This is a genomic window from Amycolatopsis solani (assembly GCF_033441515.1).
GTDB lineage: Bacteria > Actinomycetota > Actinomycetes > Mycobacteriales > Pseudonocardiaceae > Amycolatopsis > Amycolatopsis solani.
The window spans coordinates 2,761,261-2,783,909 of sequence record NZ_JAWQJT010000001.1; the positions used below are offsets into that span (position 1 = coordinate 2,761,261).

The window sequence follows — 22,649 nt, forward strand, 5'->3', positions numbered from 1 at the left end:
CCCGTCTCCAGGTGGTTTCGCCTCGGTTGTTAAACTTGAGTCAGGTAGGTATCACCCCAGACGGCGTGGGCACGAAAATGCCCGCCGGGTGAAATTCCTACTCGGCTCGGGTGGATCGGTGGATCTCGTGAAACTTAGGCGTTGGTACGCGTGCCGATGTGCGTACGGCGGCGCTTGAGCGCGCGTCGCTCGTCCTCGCTCATGCCGCCCCACACGCCGGCGTCCTGACCGCTGGCCAAAGCCCAGGCCAAGCAGTCGGAAGCGGAGGGGCAGCGGTGGCACACGGCCTTCGCCTGAGCTACCTGCGACAGAGCCGGACCGCTGGTTCCCACCGGGAAGAACAGCTCGGGGTCCTCGTCTCGGCAGGCCGCGTCGTGGCGCCAGTCCATGTTCGTGAGCTCCTTACACATGGCGCGGGAGGGCCGCGCCACAGTCGTCAATGGCGGTCGTGTTCTTGGGTGCTTGTGAATGCTTTCACGAAGCACCGCTTTCGACAAGGGTTTCCGGAAGATCGGTGAGTCAGCTCACCCGGCCGAGCGACGCTTCTGACCTGCGGTTTCTCTCCGAAACAGCCCGCCTGAGGGAAGGCTGATGCGCTGAGTGGAGCTTCTGGGTCGACGAACGGCAGATTGCACTTTGCCGCAGGCGATCAGTGGTCCCGTCGTCACACGATTACGGTGAGTGCATCCGGGACGCTGAAAAACTCCACGCGATTCCGCTGGCCGACGAGGTCGCCGTCCACCTGGAAGTTTACCGGTTCAGCTGCGTCGATGCGGATCATCGGCAGGTCATCGTGACGCACGAGACGCCGGCCCTTTTGGTCGCTCTTCGTAGCCAAAGCACGGCGTACATGCTTGAACACCGTGGGCAACCCCAGACCGTTCAACGCGAACAGGCCCAATCCCGTCTCGAACGAGCAACCCGGGTTGAGGTGGATCGGACGCTCGCCCAGGTAGCTCCACGGATCGGTGTTCGACACGAAAGCGGTCAGCGCTTCGGCGGGTTCGTGACCGGGGACGCGGATCGTGAGCGCCGGACGGCCCAGCGGCGGCCGGAAGTAGGACCGGACGGCGGCCCGCAGGTAGAGACCGGCGGTCGTCTGCTTGCCGCGGCGCTTCGCCACGCGGCCGACGACGTCGGCGTCCCAGCCGAGGCCGGCGTTGAAGGTGAACCAGTGCCCGTCGGCCAGCCCGAGCCCGACCCGGCGCGAGCGGTCGTGCTCGAGCGCGTTCAGCAGCTGGTGGGTGGCTTCGACCGGGTCCGACGAGATGCCGAGGGCGCGGGCGAAGACGTTGGCCGAGCCGCCGGGCACGACGCCCAAGGCCGGTACCCGCCCGATTTGCGAAGGATCGCCGTCCGCGTCCGCCAGCAGGCCGTTGACGACCTCGTTGACCGTGCCGTCGCCGCCGTGCGCCACGACCAGGTCGATCCCGTCCCGCGCGGCCGAGCGCGCGACAGCCATGGCGTGCCCGCGGTAGTCGGTTTCGACCACGTCGAGCTTGACCTGGCTGGCGAGCGCGTGCGCCAGCACGTCCCGGCCACCGGCGGTGGTCGAGGTGGCCTGGGGATTCACGACGAGGATTGCGCGCACCACCGCAGGGTAGGTGACTTCCGGCGGCCCGAGAACCTTCCGGACCCGCATGGTGACGGGCGCAACCCCGGCGAACAGCACCTTCGAGACCCTGTGGCGGGCGGCCCTCCTTCACGTGCGAGTGTCCGCTCGTCGTGACAAGTGCACCCGGGCCGACCGCCCGCTCATCGACGACACCTGAATTCTCAGCGCCCGGGCGGTCCCGGGAAAACGGCCGACCGGGTGGCATACGATCGAATCAGCTCACGCACGGTGACCCGCCCTGGTCGAGTCCACTGTGCTCCGCGAAAAAGACCTCCCGGAAGGCCGCCGCAGTGAAGCTCTCGCCCGCTCCCCGTGAGGTCCGGCTGGCCGGCGCGGTGACCGCGGTCCCGTCGCTCGCCCTGCTGGTGTTCGGGATCATCGTGCTGGTGAACGGCCTGGGGGCGCCGTCCCAGCCGGGGAACAACGTCTACGTCGAGTCGGGCACGTTCATCGTGGTGGCGCTGGCCTTCCTGGCCGCGTCGGCGGGGCTGGTCCTCGGCCAGACGTGGGCGCGCTCGCCCGGCGTGGTGATCGCGCTGATCGTGATCGGGCTCGGCTGGTACCTGCTCGGGCCGTCCGGCGAGCCGGCGTGGGGCGTGCCGGTCGCGTTGTTCGGCATCGCGGCGCTGGCGCTGCTGTTCCGCCGCCCGGCCCGCGCGTGGGCGCTGGGCCTGCGCGAGGGCGAGACCGAGACGGAAGCCGCCGAACGCGGCGGCCTCGCCGGCCGCCGGGCCGAGCGCGAGGGACACGAAGAGGACTAAATGCCCGGTCCCGTGGTCGTGAGTGTTCAGTCGGGTTCTAACCCGACTAAACACTCACGACCGGGGCGGGTCAGGCCTGCGCCGCCAGTGCCCGCAGGGGTTCGTCGGTGAGGCGGTTCACGGTCCACTCGTCCATCGGGACCGCGCCGAGCGCCTTGTAGAACTCCGTGGCCGGGTTCCAGTCCAGCACCGACCACTCGAGCCGCGCGTAGCCGTTCGCGACGCACTCGGCCGCCAGCGCCGCGAGCAGCGCCTTGCCCAGGCCGGAGCCGCGGTTGGCCGGCAGCACGAACAGGTCCTCCAGGTAGATCCCGTGCACCCCGCGCCAGGTGGAGAAGTTGAGGAACCACACCGTGAAGCCGACGATCTCGCCGTCCACTTCGGCCACGTGCCCGAACAGCTTCGGCGCTTCGCCGAACAACGCGGCGTGCAGCTGCTCGACCGTCAGGTGGCACTCGCCGGGCGCGCGCTCGTAGTCCGCCAGCGCGTACGCGAGGGCGACGGCGGCCTCGACGTCGTCGGGTCTGATCCGGCGGATGCGGTCGTCGGGCACGTCAGTCCTCCAGGGCGGGCGGCAGGTTGAGGTGTTCGATCTGGGGTTCGCCGCGCTCGTCGCCGAGGACCGCGATACCGGCCGCGTCGAGTCCGAAGTGGACGCCGGCGGTCGCGGGCAGGCCGATCCACCGGGCCACGAGCACACGGCTGAAGTGCCCGTGCCCGACCAGGATCACGTCGCCGGTTTCGGTGTCGCGGCGAGCGCGCGCCAGCACGCGGTCCGCTCGCGCGGAGACGTCGGCGGTGCTTTCCCCGCCGGGGATCGGGTGGGTCCAGACCGTCCAGCCCGGCACCGTCTCGCGGATCTTCGGCGTGGTGACGCCTTCGTAGTCGCCGTAGTCCCACTCGGCCAGGTCTTCGGTGACCTCGTCGACGCGCAGCCCGGCCAGCGCGGCGGTCCGCAGCGCGCGGGACCGCGGGCTCGACAGCACGAGCGACGGGCCGCCCACCAGGCTGCGGAGGGTGCCGCCCGCGGCGAGTGCCTGGCCCTCGCCCGCCGGGGTCAGCGGGATGTCCGTGCGGCCGGTGTGCCGCCCGTTCAGCGACCATTCGGTCTGCCCGTGCCGGAGGAGGAAGAGACGGTTCGCCACGCGGCCGAACATACCCGGCCGTTTGCGCGCGAGCAGGTCGTCTGCTTAGCTACTGAGCAGTAGCTTAGTTCGAGGAGACCCCCATGTCCGTGACGCCGACGTTCGCGCTGTGGCACAAGCTGGCCGCGAAGCCGGGCGGGAAACAGCTGTTCAGCGCCGCGATGTGCGTGCGCGTGCCGTACTTCCGCACGGTGCTGCCCTCGGTGCGCGAGCTGCGGCCCGGCCACTGCGAGGTCACCGCGCCCAAGTGGTGGGGTGTTTACAACCACATCGGCACGTTCCACGCGATCGCCGCCTGCAACCTCGCCGAGATCGCGATGGGCATGCTCGCCGAAGCGACCGTCCCCCCGACGCACCGCTGGCTGCCGAAGGGCATGAACGTCCAGTACGTCGCCAAGGCCGAAACGGGCCTGCGCGCGGTGGCGTCGCTGCCCGGGTTGCCGGACTTCGGCGACGAGGGTGTCGAGCTGGACGTCCCGGTGACCATTTCGGACTCTGGCGGCAAGGCCGTGGTCACCGGGACGATCACCATCTGGGTGACGCCGAAGAAGCGTTAGAGCTGCTGGTACTGCACGTACGTCGTCTGGTGGAACGTGTTCTGACCCGACGGCGAGGGCAGGCCCGGCTGCTGGTCGACGAGCGCGTTGCCCTGGAAGTCCGAATAGCCGCCGTAGCGCAGCTGGAGCGTCGCGCCCGCCAAGCCGGCGACGCGCACCGGCTCGTGCCGCAGCGCGCCGAACGCCTGGGCGTACTGGCCGTTCACGCGGCCTTCGCTGAACGTCAGGCGCAGTTCCCCGAGTGGGATCTCCCGACCGTCGATCGTGAGTTTTCCTTGGGAGACGAAGGCTTCGCAACGCCACGTGCCCGGGTCGGCGTTCGAGGGCGGTGCCGGGCAGTCCGAGAAGTCGAACGACGGCAGCCGGGATCGCACCCAGGGGGACCCGAGGATTTCCCTCGACTGGGTGAAACGTGTTCCAAATAGTTAACACTGTTCACTCAACTGGGTCATGATCGGGAGCATGTCTGCCTTCTCCCGCCGCCGCTTCCTCGGCCTCGCCGCACTGAACTCCGCCGCCGCACTCGGGCTGACCACGGTTTCCACCCGGCCCGCGGCCGCCGCGACGCTGCCCGCGCACGTCCCGGCGGTGGTGGTCGGCACCGGCTACGGCGCCGCCGTGACGGCGTTGCGGCTCGGCGAGGCCGGGATCCCGACGCTGATGCTCGAGATGGGCCGGCTCTGGAGCACGCCGGGCGCCGACGGCAAGGTCTTCTGCCCGATGCTCACCCCGGACGAGCGGTCGATGTGGTTCACGGATCGCACCGAAGCGCCGCTCGCGTCGTTCCTCTGGCTCGACCTCGCCAACCGCGACATCGGGCGCTACGCCGGCGTGCTCGACCGGGTGAACTACGGCGACATGGCGGTGTACCTCGGCCGCGGCGTCGGCGGCGGCTCGCTGGTCAACGGCGCGATGGCGGTGACGCCGAAGCGCTCCTACTTCGAGGAAATCCTCCCGGGCGTCGACGCCGACGAGATGTACGGCAAGTACTTCCCGCGGGCCCGCGCCCAGCTGGGCGTCAACGTCGTCGACCCGGCGTGGTTCGAGACGTGCCGCTCCTACCAGTACGCCCGCGTCTCGCGGAAGGCCGCGCGCAAGGCCGGGTTCGACACGGTGTTCGTGCCCAGCGTCTACGACATGGACTACCTGCGGCGCGAGGAGGCGGGCACGGTCCCGCGTTCGGCCGACGCGTCCGAGGTCATCTACGGCAACAACCACGGGAAGCGCTCACTCGACAAGTCCTACCTCGCCGCCGCGCTCGGCACCGGGAACGTGACCATCCAGGCGCTGCACGAGGTCCGCGAAGTCAGCCGGCAGCCGGACGGGACGTACGTGCTGGTCGTGCGCGAGATCGACGACCGCGGAACCGTCCTCGGCACCAAGCACGTCACCACGAAGCACCTGTTCCTCGGGGCCGGCAGCCTCGGCTCGACCGAGCTGCTGCTGCGCGCCCGCGAGACCGGCGGGCTCCCCGAGCTGAACGACGCGATCGGGCAGGGCTGGGGCACGAACGGCAACGTCATGCTCGGCCGCGCCAACCACGTCTGGGACACCACCGGCAGCCTGCAGTCCGGCATGCCCGCGCTCGGCATCGACAACTGGGCCGACCCGGTGCACCCGGCGTTCGCCGAGATCGCGCCGGTGCCCGCCGGGCTCGAGACGTGGGTCAGCCTCTACCTGGCCATCACCAAGAACCCCGAACGCGGCCACTTCACCTACGACGCGGCGAGCGACTCGGCGAAACTGCGCTGGTCGGCGTCGCAGGGGCAGCCGTCGATCGACGCCGCGAAGGCGCTGTTCGACAAGGTCAACCGGGCGAACAAGACGATCTACCGCTACGACCTCTTCGGCGACACGCGCACGTTCGAGAACCGCTTCACCTACCACCCGCTGGGCGGCCTGGTGCTCGGCGAGGCCACCGACGGCTACGGCCGCGTGAAGGGCTACCGGAACCTGTACGTCACGGACGGCTCGCTCATCCCCGGCAGCACCGGCGTCAACCCGTTCGTGACGATCACGGCGCTCGCCGAGCGCAACATCGAGCGCGTCCTCGCCGAAGACGTCAGGGGCTGAGCCGGGCCAGTGATTCGGTGAAGCCGTCGCCGACGCCCTCGAAGAAGGACGCGTCGGCGGCCTCGACGTCCTTCAGCGCCTTCGCGACCAGCTCCAGGCCGGCCGGCGTGACCTCCAGGCGCTTCGCGCGGGCGTCGGAAGGGTCGTCGGCGCGGGCGAGCAGTCCGCGTTCGGCGAGCTTGCGGACCACCTGGCTGGTCATCATCGTGTCGGTGCCCGCCCGCTCGGCGAGTTGCCGCTGGGACGGTGGCTCGCCCGAGCGGGTGAGCCACCACGTCGTCGTCAGCAGCACGAACTGGACGTGCGTGAGGTCGTGCGGGGCCAGTGCGGCCCGCATCGCCCGCTGCCAGGCCAGCGTCACGCGCCACAGCAGGAAGCCGGGGCTGCGCTCGGGGCCGGGCAGGCGGGACTCGGGCGTGGTCATGTCAGTGAGCTTGCCTCAGCCAGCTTCGCCAGCGCTTGCATCGCGTCCGGGGTGTCCTCGGTGACCTGCGGGCCGAACCCTTCGGGACCGTCGACGGTGACGCGGTAGGTGATCCGCGTGCCGCCCTCGACGTCGGTCAGGACGTGCTCGAACCGCAGGAACGAGTCGGGCAGGCGGGTCTCGTCGGTGAAGCTGCGCCCTTCGGTGACCTCGGTGAGCGTGAACGGGATCGGCGGCATCCCGTCCATGGTCATGGTGCCGCTGGTCCCGGCCGTGAACGGGCCGTCGACGACCACCGACCGGACGCCGGCGTCCCACTCCGGCCAGCGCGTGGTGTCGGCCCAGAGCGGCCAGATCGCGGCGGCGGGCGCGGTGGACGTCTCGCTGTGCTCGTACTCGTAAAGTGACATGCGGGCAGACTATATGCGCGCTTACTAAATGGGCAAGCAGTTTCGCGATGCCGAGCCGGCCGGCGGCTCAGCCCATCGAGCGCAGCTTGTCGTAGTAGGCGACGCAGTCCTCGTACACCGGCAGCAGGCCGCTCTCGCGGGCTTCGGCCAGCGTGGGGGCAGCGACGTCCTTGGGGGAGAGGACGGGCTCGAGCTCCGCCGGCCACGGCAGGTTCAGCGCGGGGTCGAGCGGGCTGATCCCGTGCTCGCCCGTCGGCGTGTACGGCTCGGAGCAGAGGTAAGCCATCACCGTGTCGTCCTCGAGCGCGACGAAGCCGTGGCCGAGGCCCTCGGCGACGTAGACGGCCCGGTACTCGCTCGAGTCGAGCCGGACCGCGTCCCACTCGCCGAAGGTGGGCGATCCGACGCGGAGGTCGACGACGACGTCGAGCAGCGACCCGCGCGGGCAGTAGATGTACTTGCCCTGGCCGGGTGGCGTGTCGGCGAAGTGGATCCCGCGGATCGTGCCGCGCCGGGACACGCTGTGGTTGGACTGGCCGAGGCGCAGCGGGTGGCCGACGGCGGAGCGGAAGGCTTCCTCCTGGAACGGGGCCACGAACACGCCTCGATCGTCGGGGAACGCCCGGGGGAAGAACTCGAAGGCGTCCGGGACGCTCAGCCGGCGGAATTGCATGACTTCATCATATCGGGTGCCAAGAAAACCGGACAGACGTCTTGGGAATTGCCGGAATGGGGCTTTGGTGTGACATGAACCGCACCGAGGGGTCCACCCCGCGACCGGACCTGTCACACTGATTGGACCGCCGCGTCCGCGGCCATCGCCAGACCCACGGCACCGATGGCCGACGTGACGCCTCGCCGACAGGCCGGCGCTACCGCGCTGGGCTGCCGTGCCGGGAATCACCACGGTGTCCCCTGTAGCCGTGGCCCCCCGCTCGCAGGCCCAGGAGAAATTCCAGTGACACACGTTCGATCCGCGAGTTCCGTCATTCCCACTGGACGAATGACGGAAACGACGACAGGAAACCCCATGAGCGACCCCACCGGCGCCGTCGCACCGGTCACCGACGAAGAGATCTTCACCGGGCACGAGGGCGGCAAGCTCTCGGTGGCGGCCACGCGCCCCATCTCCAGCCCGCGTGACCTTTCGATCGCGTACACCCCGGGTGTGGCGAAGGTGAGCCGCGCGATCGCCGAAGACGCCGCCAAGGCCAAGCGGTACACGTGGGCGGACCGGCTGGTCGTCGTGGTCAGCGACGGGACGGCGGTGCTCGGCCTCGGCGACATCGGCGCGAGCGCGTCGCTGCCGGTCATGGAGGGCAAGTCGGTCCTCTTCAAGACGTTCGGCGGGCTCGACTCGATCCCGCTGGTCCTGGACACCACCGACGTCGACGAGATCGTCGAGACGCTGGTGCGGCTGCGGCCGTCCTTCGGGGCCGTCAACCTGGAGGACGTCTCCGCGCCGCGGTGCTTCGAGCTGGAGGACAAGCTCAAGGAAGCCCTCGACTGCCCGGTCATGCACGACGACCAGCACGGCACGGCCATCGTCACGCTGGCCGCGCTGCGCGGCGCCAACCTGGTGCTCGACCGCGCGATCGCCGACCAGCGCGTCGTCGTCTCCGGGGCCGGTGCGGCGGGTGTCGCCTGCGCCAAGATCCTGCGGGAAGCCGGCATCGGCGACGTCACCGTCCTCGACTCGCGCGGCATCATCCACGACGGCCGCGACGGCTTGAACCCGATCAAGCAGCGGCTGGCCGAGACGACGAACAAGGCCGGCTTGCGCGGCGGCCTCGCCGAGGCGCTCGAAGGCGCCGACGTCTTCCTCGGCCTGTCCGGCGCGACGATCGACGAGTCGCTGCTGGGCCGCATGGCCGGCGGCGGCATCGTGTTCGCGCTGTCGAACCCGGACCCGGAGGTCCACCCGGAGGTCGCGGCGCGCTACGCGTCGATCGTGGCCACCGGCCGCAGCGACTTCCCGAACCAGATCAACAACGTGCTGGCGTTCCCGGGCGTCTTCCGCGGCGCGCTGGACTCCGGCGCGCGGGCGATCACGGAGAACATGAAGCTGGCGGCCGCCGAGGCGATCGTGTCGGTCGCGACGGACGACCTCGGCCCGGACCGCATCGTCCCGAGCCCGCTCGACCCGCGGGTGGCCCCGGAGGTCGCGGCGGCGGTGGCGAAGGCCGCGGAAGCCGACGGCGTCACCGCCTGACCCCCCGCTTCCCGAGGGCGGCACTTTCCCTATGAAAGCTCCGCTTTGAACCGCAAAGCGCCACTTTCCCTATGAAAGTGGCGCTTTGCGGTTCAGCGGAGCAGGGCGGGGAGGCGGTGGCGGGGGACGTCGACCAGGCGCAGGTCCGTGAGGTCCTCGGGTACGTCGAGGGAGACGTTCGCCAGCCGGGCGTGGGCGCGGGTCAGCACCTCGTCCTGGTGCTCGACGGCGTCCGCGACCACCACCGCGTGCCGGTTGTCCGGGGTGCTGCGCAGGTACCGCAGCGCATACTTCCCCTGGACGAGTGACGCGAGCGCCTCCTGGGACGCCTGGTCCGCGAGGTCCGGGTGCGCGTTCGGCAGCAGCAGGGCCAGCCGGCGGGCGTTCGTGCCCAGCAGCGTCCGCAGCAGCCACGGCCCGGGGTCGCCCGAGAGGTCCATCGCGACGGCGTCGCCCTCGGGACCGGAGATCGACCAGTCCACCGGCCGCGACTCCAGCGCGAGCCCGCCGACCCCCGCGATCTCCTTCAGCTTCTCCAGCAGCGCCGGCTTCGTGCCCGCCGCCTCCACCGACTGCGGCCCGTGCGTGTAGATCGCCTTGGCGCCGCGCACCTTCTTGGCCTTCGCCGTCGGCTGGCAGACGTACAGGTCCGCCGCGCTGCCGATCGCCTGCGCGCCGAAGTAGCGGTTGAAGCCCGGCAGGATCGCCTGGAACGTCAGCCCGAGCGTGGCCAGCGACCGCTGCACCTGCGCGCCCAGCGCCGGGTGGCGCGGGCTGTAGCCGTAGGCCAGCAGCAGCCGTCCCTCGCTCGGCTCCCGCAGTGCCTGCACCCCGCGCGCGGCGAACAGCCCCATGCCTTCGGGCGTGTACGGCGGATCGCTGAACACCAGGTCGAACCGGCCGGCGAACGCCGGGGGCAGCCCGACGCGCAGGTCCGTGTGCGCCGTCGCGATCGCGCGCTCGCCGCGCTCGTCCAGGTACGCGAGCACGCGCTCGTCGAGGTCGACGACCGTCAGCGACGCCGCCGGGCAGACCGCCCGCACCGCCAGCGACGTCAGGTCGTGGTCGCCGAGGAACAGCACCCGTGCCGTCGTGAGGTCGTACTGCGCGTCCAGCCACAGCGCGCGGCGCAGCACGGTTTCCGGCGTGGCCTGCACGTGGTCGAGCGCGGCCAGCGGCGCCGGGACCTCCGCCACCCACTCGGCGATCTTCGGCAGCAGCTCGTGCCCCGCGACGGCTTCTTCGAGCGGGTCGCCGTAGCGGGGAACGCTGTACTGCAGGTAGGACGCGGCGACGCCGGGGGCGATCCGCAGCCGGTCGCCGCTGCGGTCGAGGTCGTCGCCGAGCGCGGCCAGGACGTCCTCCACGCTGCGCCGCGGCGCCGTGGACAGCCGCACCAGCTCGCCGAGGTCGTGGTCGCCGGTGCGCAGGAGGTCGATGACGCGGTACAGCGGGCGGACGCCGACGCCGTGCGCGGCGAGGACGTCGTCGAGTGCGGTCACGGACCACGAGCCTAGTGGCCACCTGCCGGAACAGCGTGCCAACCACCGCGGACTCGGCTACGGTCGAAGCCGACCGGGACATGGGGAGTGGCAGTGACCATCGAATTCCGCGACGTGACCAAGCAGTATCCCGATGGGACGGTCGCCGTCGACAAGCTGAACCTGACGGTCGAGGACGGCACGATCACCGTGTTCGTCGGCCCGTCGGGCTGCGGAAAGACGACGTCGCTGCGGATGATCAACCGGATGGTCGAGCCGACCGGCGGGCAGGTGCTGCTGGACGGCAAGGACGTCGCCGAAGGCGACCCGGCGCTGCTGCGCCGCGGCATCGGGTACGTCATCCAGCACGCCGGGCTCTTTCCACACAGGACAGTGCTGGACAACATCGCGACCGTGCCCCTGTTGTCGGGCTGGGACAAGGCGAAGGCGCGGCAGCGGGCCGCCGAGCTGCTGGAGATCATCGGGCTGCCCGCCGAACTCGGCAAGCGGTACCCCGCGCAGCTCTCGGGCGGTCAGCAGCAGCGCGTCGGCGTCGCCCGCGCGCTCGCGGCGGACTCGCCGGTGCTCCTGATGGACGAGCCGTTCTCCGCCGTCGACCCGATCGTCCGCGAGGACCTGCAGAACGAGCTGCTGCGGCTGCAGTCGCAGCTGGGCAAGACCATCGTGTTCGTCACGCACGACATCGACGAGGCCGTCCGGCTCGGCGACAAGGTCGCGGTGATGCGGGTCGGCGGCAAGCTCGCCCAGTACGGCACCCCCGCCGACGTGCTGCGGCACCCGGTGGACGACTTCGTGGCGTCCTTCGTCGGCCGCGACCGCGGCTACCGCGGCCTGTCCTTCCTCTCCGCCGAAGGCGTCGAGATCAAGGAGATCGAGCTCGTCGAGATCGGTTCGGCGGTGCCCGCGAGCGACGCCTGGCGGCTGGGTGTCAACGCCGACAAGCAACCCCGCGGCTGGCTGGCCCCGAACTCCACAGTGGACGGCGCACTGTCCGAAGACGACCTCGTCGCCGGCGGTTCCCTGTGGATCCACGGCACACCGATCCGCGGCGCGCTCGACGCGGCGCTGTCGTCCCCGGCCAGCCTCGGCGTGGTCGTCGACGAAGACCACCGCGTGCTCGGTGGCGTCGTCGCCCGGCAGGTTCTGGACGTGATCGAGGCCACGCCGCAGGCGTCATGAGCTTCTTCGACGAGCTCGGGCGCTACCTGAGCAGTGCGAACAACCGCGTCCAAGTCCTCGGCGACCTGGGCGACCACGTCTACCTGGCGCTGCTCCCGCTGGTGTTCGGCATCGTCCTCGCGATCGCGGCGGGCTGGGTCGGGCACCGCTGGCGGCCCGCGCGGCAGGTCCTTTCGGTGCTCGCGAACCTGCTCTACACGATCCCGTCGCTCGCGCTGTTCGTCGTCATCCCCGGCCTGATCGGGTCGAAGATCCTGGACAGCGTCAACGTCGTCGTCGCGCTGACGATCTACACCACGGCGCTGCTGGTCCGCCCGGTGCTCGACGCGCTCGATGCCGTGGCGCCGCCGGTGATCGCCGCCGCGACCGCCGTCGGGTACAAGCCGGTGCGCCGGTTCTTCGCCGTCGAGCTGCCGCTGTCCGTGCCGGTGCTCGCGGCCGGCGTGCGGGTGGCGGCGGTGAGCAACATCAGCCTGGTCAGCGTGGGCGCATTGATCGGCACCGGCGGCCTCGGTGTGCTGTTCACCGACGGCTTCCAGCGCGAGTACTTCTCGCCGATCGTCGTCGGCATCGTGCTGACGCTGCTGCTCGCGCTGGTCGTCGACCTGGTCCTGGTGGGGATCCGGAACCTCCTGACGCCGTGGGAACGGGTGAGTGCCGCGTGATCACCGATCTCGTCCACTGGTTCGGCGACCCGGCGCACTGGTCGGGTCCGGACGGCATCCCGCAGCGGTTGCTGGAACACCTGGGCTACACGGCTTTGTCGCTGGTCATCGCGCTCGTCATCGCTGTCCCCTTAGGACTGTTCGTCGGCCACACCGGACGCGGCGGCGTCGCGCTGGTGGGCGCGGGCAACGTGATCCGCGCGCTGCCGACGCTGGGGCTCGTGACGTTCCTGTTCCTGCTCTTCACCGAGAGCGTCACTTCGACGATCATCGGGCTCGTGGTGCTGGCCGTGCCACCGATCCTGGCCGGCACGTACGCCGGCCTGCAGGCGACCGACCACGGCGTGGTCGACGCGGCCCAGGGCATCGGGATGACCGGCTGGCAGCGGCTCTGGAAGGTCGAAGTGCCGATCTCGCTGCCGCTCGTGCTCGGCGGCATCCGCAACGCCGTGCTCCAGCTCGTCGCGACCGCCGCGGTGGCCGCGTACGTCGGACTCGGTGGCCTGGGCCGGTTCCTGCTCGACGGACTGGCCATTTTGGACTATTCCGAGGTGATCGCGGGCGCACTCCTGACCACGCTGCTGGCGATCGTGCTCGACATCCTGTTCGCGCTGCTGAACCGCGCCTTGGTCCCCCGCGGCGTCCAGCTCGCGGCGGCCGCGAAGAAGGTGACGGCGTGAAGCGCTTTCTGATGCTGGCCGTCCTCGTCCTGGCGGCCGGCTGCGGCAACCCGCTCGCCGGCGGCGGCGAAGGCGGCGCGTCCGGGGACATCATCATCGGGGCGTCCGACGTCGGCGAAAGCCTGCTGCTGGCCCAGATCTACGCCGGTGCGCTGAAGAACGCGGGCGCGACGAACGTGACGGTGCGGCCGCCGGTCGGCAGTCGCGAGGTCGTCGTCAAGGCGCTGCAGGACAAATCGCTGTCGGTGGTGCCGGACTACAGCGGGAACCTGTTGCGGTACTTCGACAAGGACACGCAGGCGACCACCCCGCAGGACGTCTACGCGCAGCTCCGCCAGAAGGTCCCCGCGGGCTTCGAGGTGCTGGACCAGGCGCCGGCCGAGGACAAGGACCTGCTCGTGGTCGGCCCACAGCTGGCGTCCACCGGCGTGAAGACGTTCTCGGACCTGGGAAAGCGCTGCGGCGAGCTGGTGTTCGGCGGGCCGGGCCAGTGGAGCAGCCGCTGGAAGGACAAGATCAAGTCGTTGTACGGCTGCGAGTTCAAGGAGATCCGCACGACCGACACCGGCGGCCCGGTGACGGTGGCGGCGCTTAAGTCCGGCGACGTCCAGGTGGCGGACCTCTTCAGCACGTCGTCGACGATCGCCGCGAACGGCTTCGTACCGCTGGTCGACGACAAGAACATGTTCCCGGCGCAGAACATCGTGCCCTTGGTGGCTCGGGGAACGCTGTCCCCGAGCGAGGTTTCGGCACTCAACCGCGTGTCGGCGGCGCTGACCACCGAGCAGCTCACGCGGCTCAACGTCGAGTTCACCGAAGAGAAGCGCAACCCGCTGGACATCGCGGAAGACTTCCTCGCCCGCAACAACCTGAAGTCCTAGTCGAGGGCCAGCTTCACGCCGAGGCCGATGAAGATGCCCCCGGTGGCGACCTCGATGCGCCGCTGGTTCTTCTTCCGCCGCACCCACCCCCCGATCCGGCCGGCGAGCACGCCCACGGCGCCGTCGACGAGGAACTCGAACACGATCAGGATCGCGCCGAGGACCGCGAACTGCAGCCAGAGGTTCCCGCGCGCGGGGTCGATGAACTGCGGGAGGAAGGCGATGGTGAAGGTGACCATCTTCGGGTTGAGCAGGTTGGTGAGCAGCCCGCTGAGATAGGCCCGCTCAGCCTTCCGCTCGACGAGCGGCTTCCGGTTCCGGATGGCCTGCACGCCGAGGTAGATCAGGTAGCCGGCTCCGGCGATCCGGACCACGGTGAAGGCCACGGGCACAGCGCCGAACAGCGCGGCCAGCCCCGCCGCGGCCACGGCGACGTGGATGGCCTCACTGGTGGCGACTCCGGCGGTGGCGAGCAGCCCGGCTTTCGGGCCGCCGCGCATGCCGCAGCCGAGGATGAAGAGCATGTCCGGACCGGGCGTCACCATGGCGACGAGGGTGGTGAGGACGAAGGCCAGGAGGAGGTGCGGATCGACCGGCATGCCCCGATCCTGACACGCCGGGCCCGCACCGAGAACTCCTTTTCGGCCCTCAGCCGCGCAGGGCCGCCGCTACTCGGCCCGCGTCCTCGATACCCTGCTCCGGCGGTTCCTCCGGCAGCGGCAGCAGCACCACCGACCCGCTCCCGGCCGCGTGCAGCGCGCGCACCGACGTCACGCACTCCTCCAACGAACCGCAGATCGCCAGCTTGCCCAGCCACTCCGGGCGCAGCCCTGCCGCCAAATCGTCCACTGTGGCCGCCGAATCGACCAATGCCAGCAGCTCCGCCGCGAACGGCAGGCCCTCCACCTGGACCCGCGCGCCCGGCGTCAGCGACTCCGCCACCGTCCGGCGGGCTCGATCGCCGTCGCCCAGCGCGAGCCAGTTGTACGTCACCAGTGCGTGCGGGCCGGACGCCGCGATGCCGGCCAGCGCCGTCCGGACGAACTCCGGTGGGGACGGCTCGGCCAGGATCGTGCCGTCCGCCGCCGCGCCCGCGATCGCCAGGGACTTCGGGCGCCGGACGCCCGCCAGGAGCGGGGGCACGGAAGACGGGGGGAAGACCAGCTCGACCTCGTCCAGCGACACGTGCCGTCCGGTCATCGAGACCCGCTCGCCGGCCAGGAGGCGGCGGACCGCCACCAGTGTTTCCTCCAGCGCCGCCAGCTGCGACTCCGGATACGCGCCGATCTGGCGCATCCACGACGCGACGCCGTGGCCGAAGCCGCCGATCAGGCGGCCCGGGTGCAGCCCGGCCAGCGCCGCGAGCTCCATCGCCGCGATCGCCGGGTTGCGCGCGACCGCCGGGAGGACGCCGATGCCCACCTTGATCGTCGACGTCACCGCCAGCGCCGTCGCGACCGTGGCGATGCCCGCCGCCCAGAAGCAGTCCTCGACCAGCCAGACTTCGTCGAGCCCGGCGGCTTCGGCCTGCCGCGCCAGCTCGACCAGCTTGGCCGGCGGCTGCTCGCGGTTGATCCGGACTCCCACGGACGTGGTCGGTGCGTACATCGGCGACTCCTGTTCAGATCCGGGAAAACGCCGGCGCGTACTCGAACGCGCCCGCGTGGGTGGACTTGTACCCCGCCAGCGTCCGGGCCTGGAAGTGCTTGCCCCAGGCCGGATCCGGCGCGGTGATCGAGAGCGTCGACGCGGTGACGAAGCCGAACCGCGTGTAGTAGTCCGGGTTGCCGAGCAGGACGACCACGCCGTAGCCGCACGCGTCCGCCGCGCCGAGGACCGCGTGCACGAGTGCCGAGCCGACCCCGCGCGCCTGGTGCGCCGGCAGCACGCCGAGCGGGCCGAGCCCGACCGCCGCCACCCTGTCCTCGCCGACGCGGGCCGGACTGCAGCACACGTGCCCGACGACTTCGCCGTCGTGCATCGCCACCAGGGACAGTGCGTCGAGGAGGTCGCCGTCGGCTCTCAACCCGTCCACGAGCGGGGCCTCGACCGGGGTCACGCCCTCCTCGCGCCGGAACGCTTCGCTGTGCACTCGGTGGATCGCGGCCTGGTCGGCCGGGGTCGCGCGGCGGATCAGCATGGGCGTCACCTTGCCGCGAACCGGCGCCGAGCGGAAATCGTTTTCGCGGGCAGACTTTGGTAGGGGACCGTTCGAGTGGTCTTGAACTGCGCAAACCGGACGATCTACCGATCTCTGTGGACGCGACTTAAAGTTCCGTCCACGTTCCACGTGAACGCGCTTCACGTCTCACCCCTGGCGACCCGGCGGCCGTGCACCGCCCGGTCGACCCTGCCCAGAAAGGGACGAACCATGCGCCTGGTGACCAAGATCGGGGTCGTCGCCGCCGTTTCGGCGTTGACCGCGCTGAGCGGCAACGCCGTCGCGACGGCGAGCGAAGGGACCATCCTCGGGGCCGGCGGCGCCGACGCCGTCAAGGACAGCTACATCGTCGTGTTCAAGGACGGCACGGCGGCGGAGAGCAAGGCGAAGGAAGTCACGAGCCGCCACGGCGGCACGGTCGCGAGGACGTTCTCCGCGGCCCTGCGCGGCTTCACCGGCACGATGTCCGAGACCCAGGCGAAGCGCATCGCCGCCGACCCCGCGGTGTCCACTGTGGAGCAGAACAAGGTCGTGCGGGCGAGCGCCGACCAGCTGAACCCGCCGTCGTGGGGGCTGGACCGGGTCGACCAGCGGAACCTGCCGCTCGACCAGAAGTACAGCTACAGCACGACGGCGTCGAACGTGCACGCGTACGTGATCGACACCGGCATCAACCTCACGCACAGCACCTTCGGCGGCCGGGCGACGTCGGGCTACGACTTCGTCGACAACGACAGCAACGCCACCGACTGCCAGGGCCACGGCACGCACGTCGCCGGCACCATCGGCGGCTCGCAGTACGGCCTGGCCAAGGAGGTCAAGCTGGTCGCCGTCCGCGTCCTCAACTGCAGCGGCTCCGGCACCACCGCCGGCGTCATCTCCGGTGTCGACTGGGTGACGGCCAACGCGATCAAGCCGGCCGTCGCGAACATGAGCCTCGGCGGCGGCGCCTCGAGCACGCTCGACGCCGCGGTGCAGCGCTCGATCACCGCGGGCATCACCTACGGCCTCGCGGCGGGCAACGACAACGGCGCCAACGCGTGCAACGGCTCCCCGGGCCGCGTCGCGGCGGGCATCACCGTCGGCGCGACGACGTCCACCGACGCCCGCGCGAGCTACTCCAACGTCGGCTCGTGCCTCGACATCTTCGCGCCGGGCAGCGGCATCACGTCGTCGTGGATCGGCAGCAGCACCGCCACCAACACGATCAGCGGCACGTCGATGGCGACCCCGCACGTCGTCGGCGCGGCGGCGCTGTACCTGGCCACGAACGCCGGCGCGACGCCGCAGCAGGTCCGCGACGCCCTCGTCGCGAACGGCACCACCGGCAAGGTGACGAGCCCGGGTACCGGGTCGCCGAACGTCCTGCTCTACACCGGCACCGGCACGACCCCGCCGCCGCCGACCTGCGGCACCGTCACCAACGGCACCGACGTCGCCATCCCCGACCGCGGCGCCGCGGTGACCAGCGCGGTGACCGTCTCGGGCTGCAACCGCAACGCCTCGGCCACGACGGCCGTGGAGGTCCACATCGTCCACACCTACGTCGGCGACCTGGTGATCGACCTGGTCGCGCCGGACGGTTCGGCGTACCGGCTGAAGAACTCCGGCAGCGATTCCTCGGACAACATCGACACGACCTACAGCGCGAACGTCTCCGGTGAGGCCGCGAACGGCACCTGGTCCCTGCGGGTCCAGGACGTCGCCGCGATCGACACCGGGCGCATCGACAGCTGGTCGTTGACCGTCTGAGTGGCTTGCCCGGCTGAGTGATTTGCCCGGCTGAGTGATTTGCCCCGAAACGCCCGCCCCGGTCGCACGAATGGCCTAGTGTCCGGTTCGTGCAGCAAGGACCCCAGTACCCGTACCCGCAGCAGCCCTACCCCCAGCAGCAGTACCCCGGCTACCCGCCGCCGAAGTCCGGCGGGAAGACGGCGCTGGTGGTCGTGCTGGTCGTGGTCGGCGTGCTCGTCCTGGCCGGGGCGGGCGTCGGCGCGTTCTTCCTCCTGACCTCGGACGACAAGCGGTCCACCGCGGCGCCGCCCGCGACGTCGGCGACCGGCGAGCCGGACAAGTACACGTCGCTGCCGCGCTGCAGCGAGGTCGGCAGCCGGATGAACAACCTGCCGCCTCTCTCGAGCGACTCCCCGGCCGAGCCGGCGAGCACGTCGGACGACCAGATCCAGCTGTCCCAGCTGAGCTGCTCGTGGTCGAAGCCGGGCTCGTCGTCCGGCACGGTGTCGATGATGCTGGCGAAGTCGAACCAGCCGGGCTCGGGCAACGGCCCCGGCTACGCGAAGGCGGGCTACGACATCGAGGTCGAGCGCGGCGCGAAGCCGATCACCGAGAAGATCGGGAGGGCGACGAAGGCGGCCGACGTCGAGTACGCCGCGAGCGGCACCATGCAGTGCGGTGTGCGGTTCTACCAGGGCAACGTCGACGCGACCGTGATCGTCACCGCGGCCGACCCGTCGGACAAGAACACCGAGCGCTGCCGCCGCAACGCCCACAGCCTCGCGAAGGCGGCTTCGGAGTCGCTCAGCTGAACGACGAAGGCCCCCGCACTCGGAGTGCGGGGGCCTTCGTCGTTCAAGCGATCAGTCGAACGCCTTCGAGATCAGCGCCTTCTGCTCGACCTCGTGCACCTTCGACGAACCCGCCGACGGGGCCGCCATCGGGCGGCGCGAGACGACCTGCAGGCCCGAGAGCAGCTCCGGGAACTTCCGGGGCAGGTTCAGGCCGAAGAACGGCCACGCGCCCTGGTTTTCCGGCTCCTCCTGGACCCACGCGACCTGCTGCGCGTTGGTGTAGCGCTCCAGCGCCGCCACCAGCTTCTTCTTCGGCAGCGGGTAGTACTGCTCGATCCGGACGATCGCGACGTCGTGCGCCTCGCGCTTCGCCCGCTCCGCGACCAGCTCCCAGTAGAGCTTGCCCGAGGTCAGCAGCACCTTGCGGACGTTCGCCGGGTCCGGGGTCGTGTCGTCGATGACGGACATGAACCGGCTCTCGCCGGTGAAGTCGTCGGTCGGTGACGTCGCGGCCTTGTTGCGCAGCATCGACTTCGGCGTGAAGACGACCAGCGGGCGCTGGATGCCGTCGAGGGCGTGGCGGCGCAGCAGGTGGAAGTAGTTCGCCGGGGTCGACGGCACCGCCACCGTCATCGAGCCCTCCGCGCACAGCGAGAGGAAGCGCTCGATGCGGCCGGACGTGTGGTCCGGGCCCTGGCCCTCGTGGCCGTGCGGCAGCAGCAGCACGACGTCCGAGCGCTGGCCCCACTTGGCCTCGCCGGAGGAGATGTACTCGTCGATGACGGTCTGCGCGCCGTTGACGAAGTCACCGAACTGCGCTTCCCACATGACCAGCGACTCGGGGTTGGCGACCGAGTAGCCGTACTCGAAGCCGACGGCCGCGTACTCCGACAGCGCCGAGTCGTAGATCATCACGCGGCCCTGGCCCTCGGCCAGGTTCTGCAGCGGCGAGTACTCCTGGCCAGTCTTGCGGTCGATGAACACCGAGTGCCGCTGGGTGAACGTGCCGCGGCGGGAGTCCTGGCCCGACAGCCGCACCAGGCGGCTCTCCATCGCCAGCGACCCGAACGCGAGCAGCTCGCCGAACGCCCAGTCGATGTCGCCTTCGCGGGACATCTTGTGGCGGCGCTCCATGACCGGCTTGACGCGCGGGTGCGGCGTGAAGCCCTCGGGCACGTTCACGAACGCGTCGCCGATGTGCTCCAGCGTCTCCTTGGTGATCGCGGTCGCGACCTTCGCCGGCACCTGCTGCTCCTCTTCGACCGAGGGGCTCGCCTTCGCCGGGTGCTTCTCCAGCTCGCGGACCTCGTTGAAGACGTGCTCCAGCTGGCTCGAGAAGTCGCGCAGCGCGGCTTCGGCCTCTTCGACGGAGATGTCCCCGCGGCCGATCAGCGACTCGGTGTAGGTCTTCCGCACCGAACGCTTGGTGTCGATGATGTCGTACATCGCCGGCTGCGTCATCGAGGGGTCGTCGCCCTCGTTGTGGCCGCGGCGGCGGTAGCAGATCAGGTCGATGACGACGTCCTTGTGGAACGCCTGCCGGTACTCGACGGCCAGCTTGGCCACCCAGTGCGCGGCTTCCGGGTCGTCACCGTTCACGTGGAAGATCGGCGAGCCGATCATCTTCGCGACGTCGGTGGCGTACTGCGACGAGCGCGAGTGCTCCGGCGCGGTGGTGAAGCCGACCTGGTTGTTGACGATCACGTGCACGGTGCCGCCGGTGCGGTAGCCGCGCAGCAGCGACAGGTTCAGCGTCTCCGCGACGACGCCCTGGCCCGCGAAGGCCGCGTCGCCGTGCATCAGGACCGGCAGCACGGTGTAGCCCTCGCCGCCCTTGTCGAGGAGGTCCTGCTTCGCGCGGACGATGCCCTCGAGGACCGGGTCGACGGTCTCCAGGTGCGACGGGTTCGCCGTCAGGGAGACCTTCGTCTCGCCGTCGCCGAACATGCGGAAGTACTTGCCCTCGGCGCCGAGGTGGTACTTCACGTCACCGGAACCGTGCGCCTGGCCCGGGTCGAGGTTGCCCTCGAACTCCTGGAAGATCTGGCTGATCGGCTTGCCGACGATGTTGGCCAGCACGTTCAGCCGGCCGCGGTGCGGCATGCCGATGACGACCTCGTCGAGCTCGTGCTCGGCGGCCTTGTCCAGCAGCGTGTCCAGCAGCGGGATCGCCGTCTCGCCGCCCTCGAGCGAGAAGCGCTTCTGGCCGACGTACTTGGTCTGCAGGAACGTCTCGAACGCCTCGGCGGCGTTCAGCTTCGAGAGCACGTACTTCTGGACCGCGGGGTCCGGCTTCTCGTGCGGGATCTCGACGCGCTCCTGGATCCAGCGGCGCTCCTCGGGGTCGAGGATGTGCGTGTACTCGATGCCGACCGTGCGGCAGTACGAGTTGCGCAGCACGCCCAGGATGTCGCGTAGCTTCATCCGCTCCTGGCCGGCGAAGCCGCCGACCGGGAACTCGCGGTCGAGGTCCCAGAGCGTCAGGCCGTGGGACAGGACGTCCAGGTCGGCGTGGCTGCGCTGGCGGTAGTTCAGCGGGTCGGTGTCGGCCATCAGGTGGCCGCGCATTCGGAACGCGTCGATGAGCTCGATCACGCGGGCGGTCTTGTCGACCGGGCCCTCGGGGATGTCGGCGACCCAGCGGATCGGCTCGTACGGCAGGCGCAGGCTGGTGAAGACGTCGTCGTAGAAGCCGTCTTCGCCGAGCAGCAGCTGGTGGATGCGCTTGAGGAACTCGCCGGACTCCGCGCCCTGGATGATGCGGTGGTCGTAGGTCGAGGTCAGCGTCATGATCTTGCTGATGCCGAGGTCGACCAGCGTCTTCTCGCTGGTGCCCTCGAACGCCGCCGGGTACTGCATGGCGCCGACGCCGATGATGGCGCCCTGGCCGGCCTGCAGGCGCGGCACCGAGTGGTTGGTGCCGATGCCGCCGGGGTTGGTCAGCGAGATCGTGGTGCCCGCGAAGTCGTCCGCGGTGAGCTTGTTGTTGCGGGCCTTCTTGACGATGTCCTCGTACGCCTGCCAGAACTGCAGGAAGGACATGTCCTCGACGCTCTTGACCGAGGCCACGACGAGGTTGCGGGACCCGTCCTTGCCCTTCATGTCGATGGCGAGCCCGAAGTTGACGTGCTCCGGCGTGATCGCGAACGGCTTGCCGTCGATCTGCTGGTAGTGCCGGTTCAGGTTCGGGAAGTCCTTCAGCGCCCGCACCATGGCGTAGCCGATGAGGTGCGTGAAGGAGATCTTGCCGCCACGCGTGCGCTTGAGGTGGTTGTTGATGACGATGCGGTTGTCCGCCATCAGCTTGGCCGGGACCGCGCGCACGCTGGTCGCGGTCGGGACGCTCAGCGAGGCGTCCATGTTCTTCGCGATGGCGGCCGCGGCACCGCGCAGCTGCTTCGACTCCGGCTCTTCCTTCTTCGCGTCCGCCTTCGGCTCGGCCTTGGCGGCGGCGGGCTTGGGAGCCGCCTTCGGCGCCGGCTTCGCGGGGGCCGCCTTCGTGGGGGCGGCCTGCTTGGCCGCCGACTCCGCGTTCTGCACCGCCTTGGCCGACGGCTGCGCCGCCTGGCCGTTGGAGGCGGGCTTGACGTCGGCCTGCTGCCGGGCGGTGTCCGCCTTGGCCTGCGCGCTCTGCGTCGGCTTGAAGTCCGCGAAGAAGTCGTGCCAGGCGGCATCGACTGAAGAAGGGTCGGCGAGGAACTGGTCGTACATTTCTTCGACCAGCCACTCGTTGGGGCCGAACTGTGACGCAGGGCTGCTGCTGGACACGGCTGGGGCTCGCCTCTATCCGTCTCGATCTCGATCTTGAATCCGCTGATGCGCCTACCAGGCTAACCCCCTCGGTGACCGCGATGTG

At 70.2% G+C, this 22,649-nt stretch carries 23 protein-coding genes; 10 read left to right on the forward strand and 13 right to left on the reverse strand.

Translation table 11 applies throughout. From position 1 onward, the window contains the following. Positions 1 to 134 precede the first annotated feature (134 nt). A complete protein-coding gene (locus tag SD460_RS13610; RefSeq protein WP_043777259.1) occupies positions 135 to 389 on the reverse strand; it encodes a WhiB family transcriptional regulator in 255 nt (84 codons plus the stop codon). A gap of 275 nt (positions 390 to 664) precedes the next feature. Then, on the reverse strand, positions 665 to 1,591 hold the full coding sequence (locus tag SD460_RS13615) for a diacylglycerol/lipid kinase family protein (protein ID WP_290049688.1): 927 nt from the start codon (positions 1,589 to 1,591) through the stop codon (positions 665 to 667). A 314-nt stretch (positions 1,592 to 1,905) separates the two neighbouring features. Between SD460_RS13615 and SD460_RS13620 the strand changes: the two genes are divergently transcribed. Continuing rightward, on the forward strand, positions 1,906 to 2,376 hold the full coding sequence (locus SD460_RS13620) for a hypothetical protein (RefSeq protein ID WP_318306209.1): 471 nt from the start codon (positions 1,906 to 1,908) through the stop codon (positions 2,374 to 2,376). A gap of 70 nt (positions 2,377 to 2,446) precedes the next feature. On the opposite strand, the gene SD460_RS13625 is transcribed toward SD460_RS13620, so the two are convergent. Beyond that, positions 2,447 to 2,929 (reverse strand): GNAT family N-acetyltransferase, encoded by a 483-nt coding sequence (locus SD460_RS13625; RefSeq protein ID WP_290049651.1) that lies wholly within the window; start codon positions 2,927 to 2,929, stop codon positions 2,447 to 2,449. 1 nt (position 2,930) lies between these two features. Beyond that, on the reverse strand, positions 2,931 to 3,521 hold the full coding sequence (locus SD460_RS13630) for an acid phosphatase (RefSeq protein ID WP_290049650.1): 591 nt from the start codon (positions 3,519 to 3,521) through the stop codon (positions 2,931 to 2,933). A gap of 83 nt (positions 3,522 to 3,604) precedes the next feature. On the opposite strand from SD460_RS13630, the gene SD460_RS13635 reads away from it, so the two are divergent. Further along, complete coding sequence (locus SD460_RS13635; protein WP_290049649.1) at positions 3,605 to 4,078, forward strand: hotdog fold domain-containing protein; 474 nt, start codon at positions 3,605 to 3,607, stop codon at positions 4,076 to 4,078. On the opposite strand, the gene SD460_RS13640 is transcribed toward SD460_RS13635, so the two are convergent. Next, positions 4,075 to 4,452, reverse strand: a complete 378-nt coding sequence (locus tag SD460_RS13640) for a hypothetical protein (RefSeq protein ID WP_290049648.1) — start codon at positions 4,450 to 4,452, stop codon at positions 4,075 to 4,077. The two genes, SD460_RS13635 and SD460_RS13640, sit on opposite strands and share 4 nt — an antisense overlap. An 88-nt stretch (positions 4,453 to 4,540) precedes the next feature. Between SD460_RS13640 and SD460_RS13645 the strand changes: the two genes are divergently transcribed. After that, positions 4,541 to 6,151: a GMC oxidoreductase gene (locus SD460_RS13645; protein ID WP_290049646.1), complete on the forward strand. Its 1,611-nt coding sequence runs from the start codon at positions 4,541 to 4,543 to the stop codon at positions 6,149 to 6,151. On the opposite strand, the gene SD460_RS13650 is transcribed toward SD460_RS13645, so the two are convergent. The 3 genes from SD460_RS13650 to SD460_RS13660 form a co-directional block, all read right to left on the reverse strand. Then, the gene (locus SD460_RS13650; protein WP_290049644.1) at positions 6,141 to 6,575 is read right to left on the reverse strand and encodes a MarR family winged helix-turn-helix transcriptional regulator; all 435 of its coding nucleotides are present in this window, start codon (positions 6,573 to 6,575) and stop codon (positions 6,141 to 6,143) included. The genes SD460_RS13645 and SD460_RS13650 overlap by 11 nt on opposite strands. Beyond that, positions 6,572 to 6,985 (reverse strand): SRPBCC family protein, encoded by a 414-nt coding sequence (locus SD460_RS13655; RefSeq protein WP_290049643.1) that lies wholly within the window; start codon positions 6,983 to 6,985, stop codon positions 6,572 to 6,574. Before SD460_RS13655 ends, SD460_RS13650 begins: the two co-directional genes overlap by 4 nt. 67 nt (positions 6,986 to 7,052) lie before the next feature. Continuing rightward, entirely contained in the window at positions 7,053 to 7,658 is a 606-nt protein-coding gene (locus tag SD460_RS13660; RefSeq protein WP_290049642.1) for a dTDP-4-dehydrorhamnose 3,5-epimerase family protein, read from the reverse strand. A gap of 357 nt (positions 7,659 to 8,015) precedes the next feature. Here SD460_RS13660 and SD460_RS13665 point away from each other — a divergent pair, with 357 nt between their 5' ends. Further along, positions 8,016 to 9,197, forward strand: coding sequence for an NAD(P)-dependent malic enzyme (locus SD460_RS13665; RefSeq protein ID WP_290049641.1), 1,182 nt, complete (start codon positions 8,016 to 8,018; stop codon positions 9,195 to 9,197). Positions 9,198 to 9,289: 92 nt separating this feature from the next. Here the strand turns inward: SD460_RS13665 and SD460_RS13670 are convergent, their stop codons facing one another. Further along, complete coding sequence (locus SD460_RS13670; protein ID WP_290049639.1) at positions 9,290 to 10,699, reverse strand: bis-aminopropyl spermidine synthase family protein; 1,410 nt, start codon at positions 10,697 to 10,699, stop codon at positions 9,290 to 9,292. 93 nt (positions 10,700 to 10,792) lie between these two features. On the opposite strand from SD460_RS13670, the gene SD460_RS13675 reads away from it, so the two are divergent. Genes SD460_RS13675 through SD460_RS13690 form a run of 4 tightly spaced genes read left to right on the forward strand, consistent with a single transcriptional unit; the run spans position 10,793 to position 14,104 of the window. Beyond that, positions 10,793 to 11,878 carry an ABC transporter ATP-binding protein gene (locus SD460_RS13675; protein ID WP_290049638.1) on the forward strand — a complete coding sequence of 362 codons (1,086 nt, stop codon included), beginning with the start codon at positions 10,793 to 10,795 and terminating at the stop codon, positions 11,876 to 11,878. Further along, positions 11,875 to 12,543, forward strand: coding sequence for an ABC transporter permease (locus SD460_RS13680; protein WP_290049636.1), 669 nt, complete (start codon positions 11,875 to 11,877; stop codon positions 12,541 to 12,543). The genes SD460_RS13675 and SD460_RS13680 overlap by 4 nt, the downstream gene beginning before the upstream one ends. Beyond that, on the forward strand, positions 12,540 to 13,223 hold the full coding sequence (locus SD460_RS13685) for an ABC transporter permease (protein ID WP_290049634.1): 684 nt from the start codon (positions 12,540 to 12,542) through the stop codon (positions 13,221 to 13,223). Before SD460_RS13680 ends, SD460_RS13685 begins: the two co-directional genes overlap by 4 nt. A gap of 11 nt (positions 13,224 to 13,234) precedes the next feature. After that, entirely contained in the window at positions 13,235 to 14,104 is an 870-nt protein-coding gene (locus SD460_RS13690; protein ID WP_438860532.1) for an ABC transporter substrate-binding protein, read from the forward strand. Here the strand turns inward: SD460_RS13690 and SD460_RS13695 are convergent. Genes SD460_RS13695 through SD460_RS13705 form a run of 3 tightly spaced genes read right to left on the reverse strand, consistent with a single transcriptional unit; the run spans position 14,101 to position 16,244 of the window. Continuing rightward, positions 14,101 to 14,703 carry a LysE family translocator gene (locus tag SD460_RS13695; protein WP_290049630.1) on the reverse strand — a complete coding sequence of 201 codons (603 nt, stop codon included), beginning with the start codon at positions 14,701 to 14,703 and terminating at the stop codon, positions 14,101 to 14,103. The two genes, SD460_RS13690 and SD460_RS13695, sit on opposite strands and share 4 nt — an antisense overlap. Before the next feature lie 49 nt (positions 14,704 to 14,752). Next, positions 14,753 to 15,712: an LLM class flavin-dependent oxidoreductase gene (locus tag SD460_RS13700; protein WP_290049629.1), complete on the reverse strand. Its 960-nt coding sequence runs from the start codon at positions 15,710 to 15,712 to the stop codon at positions 14,753 to 14,755. 13 nt (positions 15,713 to 15,725) lie between these two features. Then, complete coding sequence (locus SD460_RS13705; RefSeq protein WP_290049627.1) at positions 15,726 to 16,244, reverse strand: GNAT family N-acetyltransferase; 519 nt, start codon at positions 16,242 to 16,244, stop codon at positions 15,726 to 15,728. Between the two features lie 231 nt (positions 16,245 to 16,475). On the opposite strand from SD460_RS13705, the gene SD460_RS13710 reads away from it, so the two are divergent. Beyond that, on the forward strand, positions 16,476 to 18,017 hold the full coding sequence (locus SD460_RS13710; protein ID WP_318306210.1) for a S8 family peptidase: 1,542 nt from the start codon (positions 16,476 to 16,478) through the stop codon (positions 18,015 to 18,017). Positions 18,018 to 18,106: 89 nt separating this feature from the next. Further along, a complete protein-coding gene (locus SD460_RS13715) occupies positions 18,107 to 18,811 on the forward strand; it encodes a hypothetical protein (protein WP_290049625.1) in 705 nt (234 codons plus the stop codon). Between the two features lie 51 nt (positions 18,812 to 18,862). Here SD460_RS13715 and SD460_RS13720 read toward each other — a convergent pair whose 3' ends face one another. Next, positions 18,863 to 22,561: a multifunctional oxoglutarate decarboxylase/oxoglutarate dehydrogenase thiamine pyrophosphate-binding subunit/dihydrolipoyllysine-residue succinyltransferase subunit gene (locus SD460_RS13720; protein WP_290049624.1), complete on the reverse strand. Its 3,699-nt coding sequence runs from the start codon at positions 22,559 to 22,561 to the stop codon at positions 18,863 to 18,865. Positions 22,562 to 22,649: the final 88 nt, after the last annotated feature.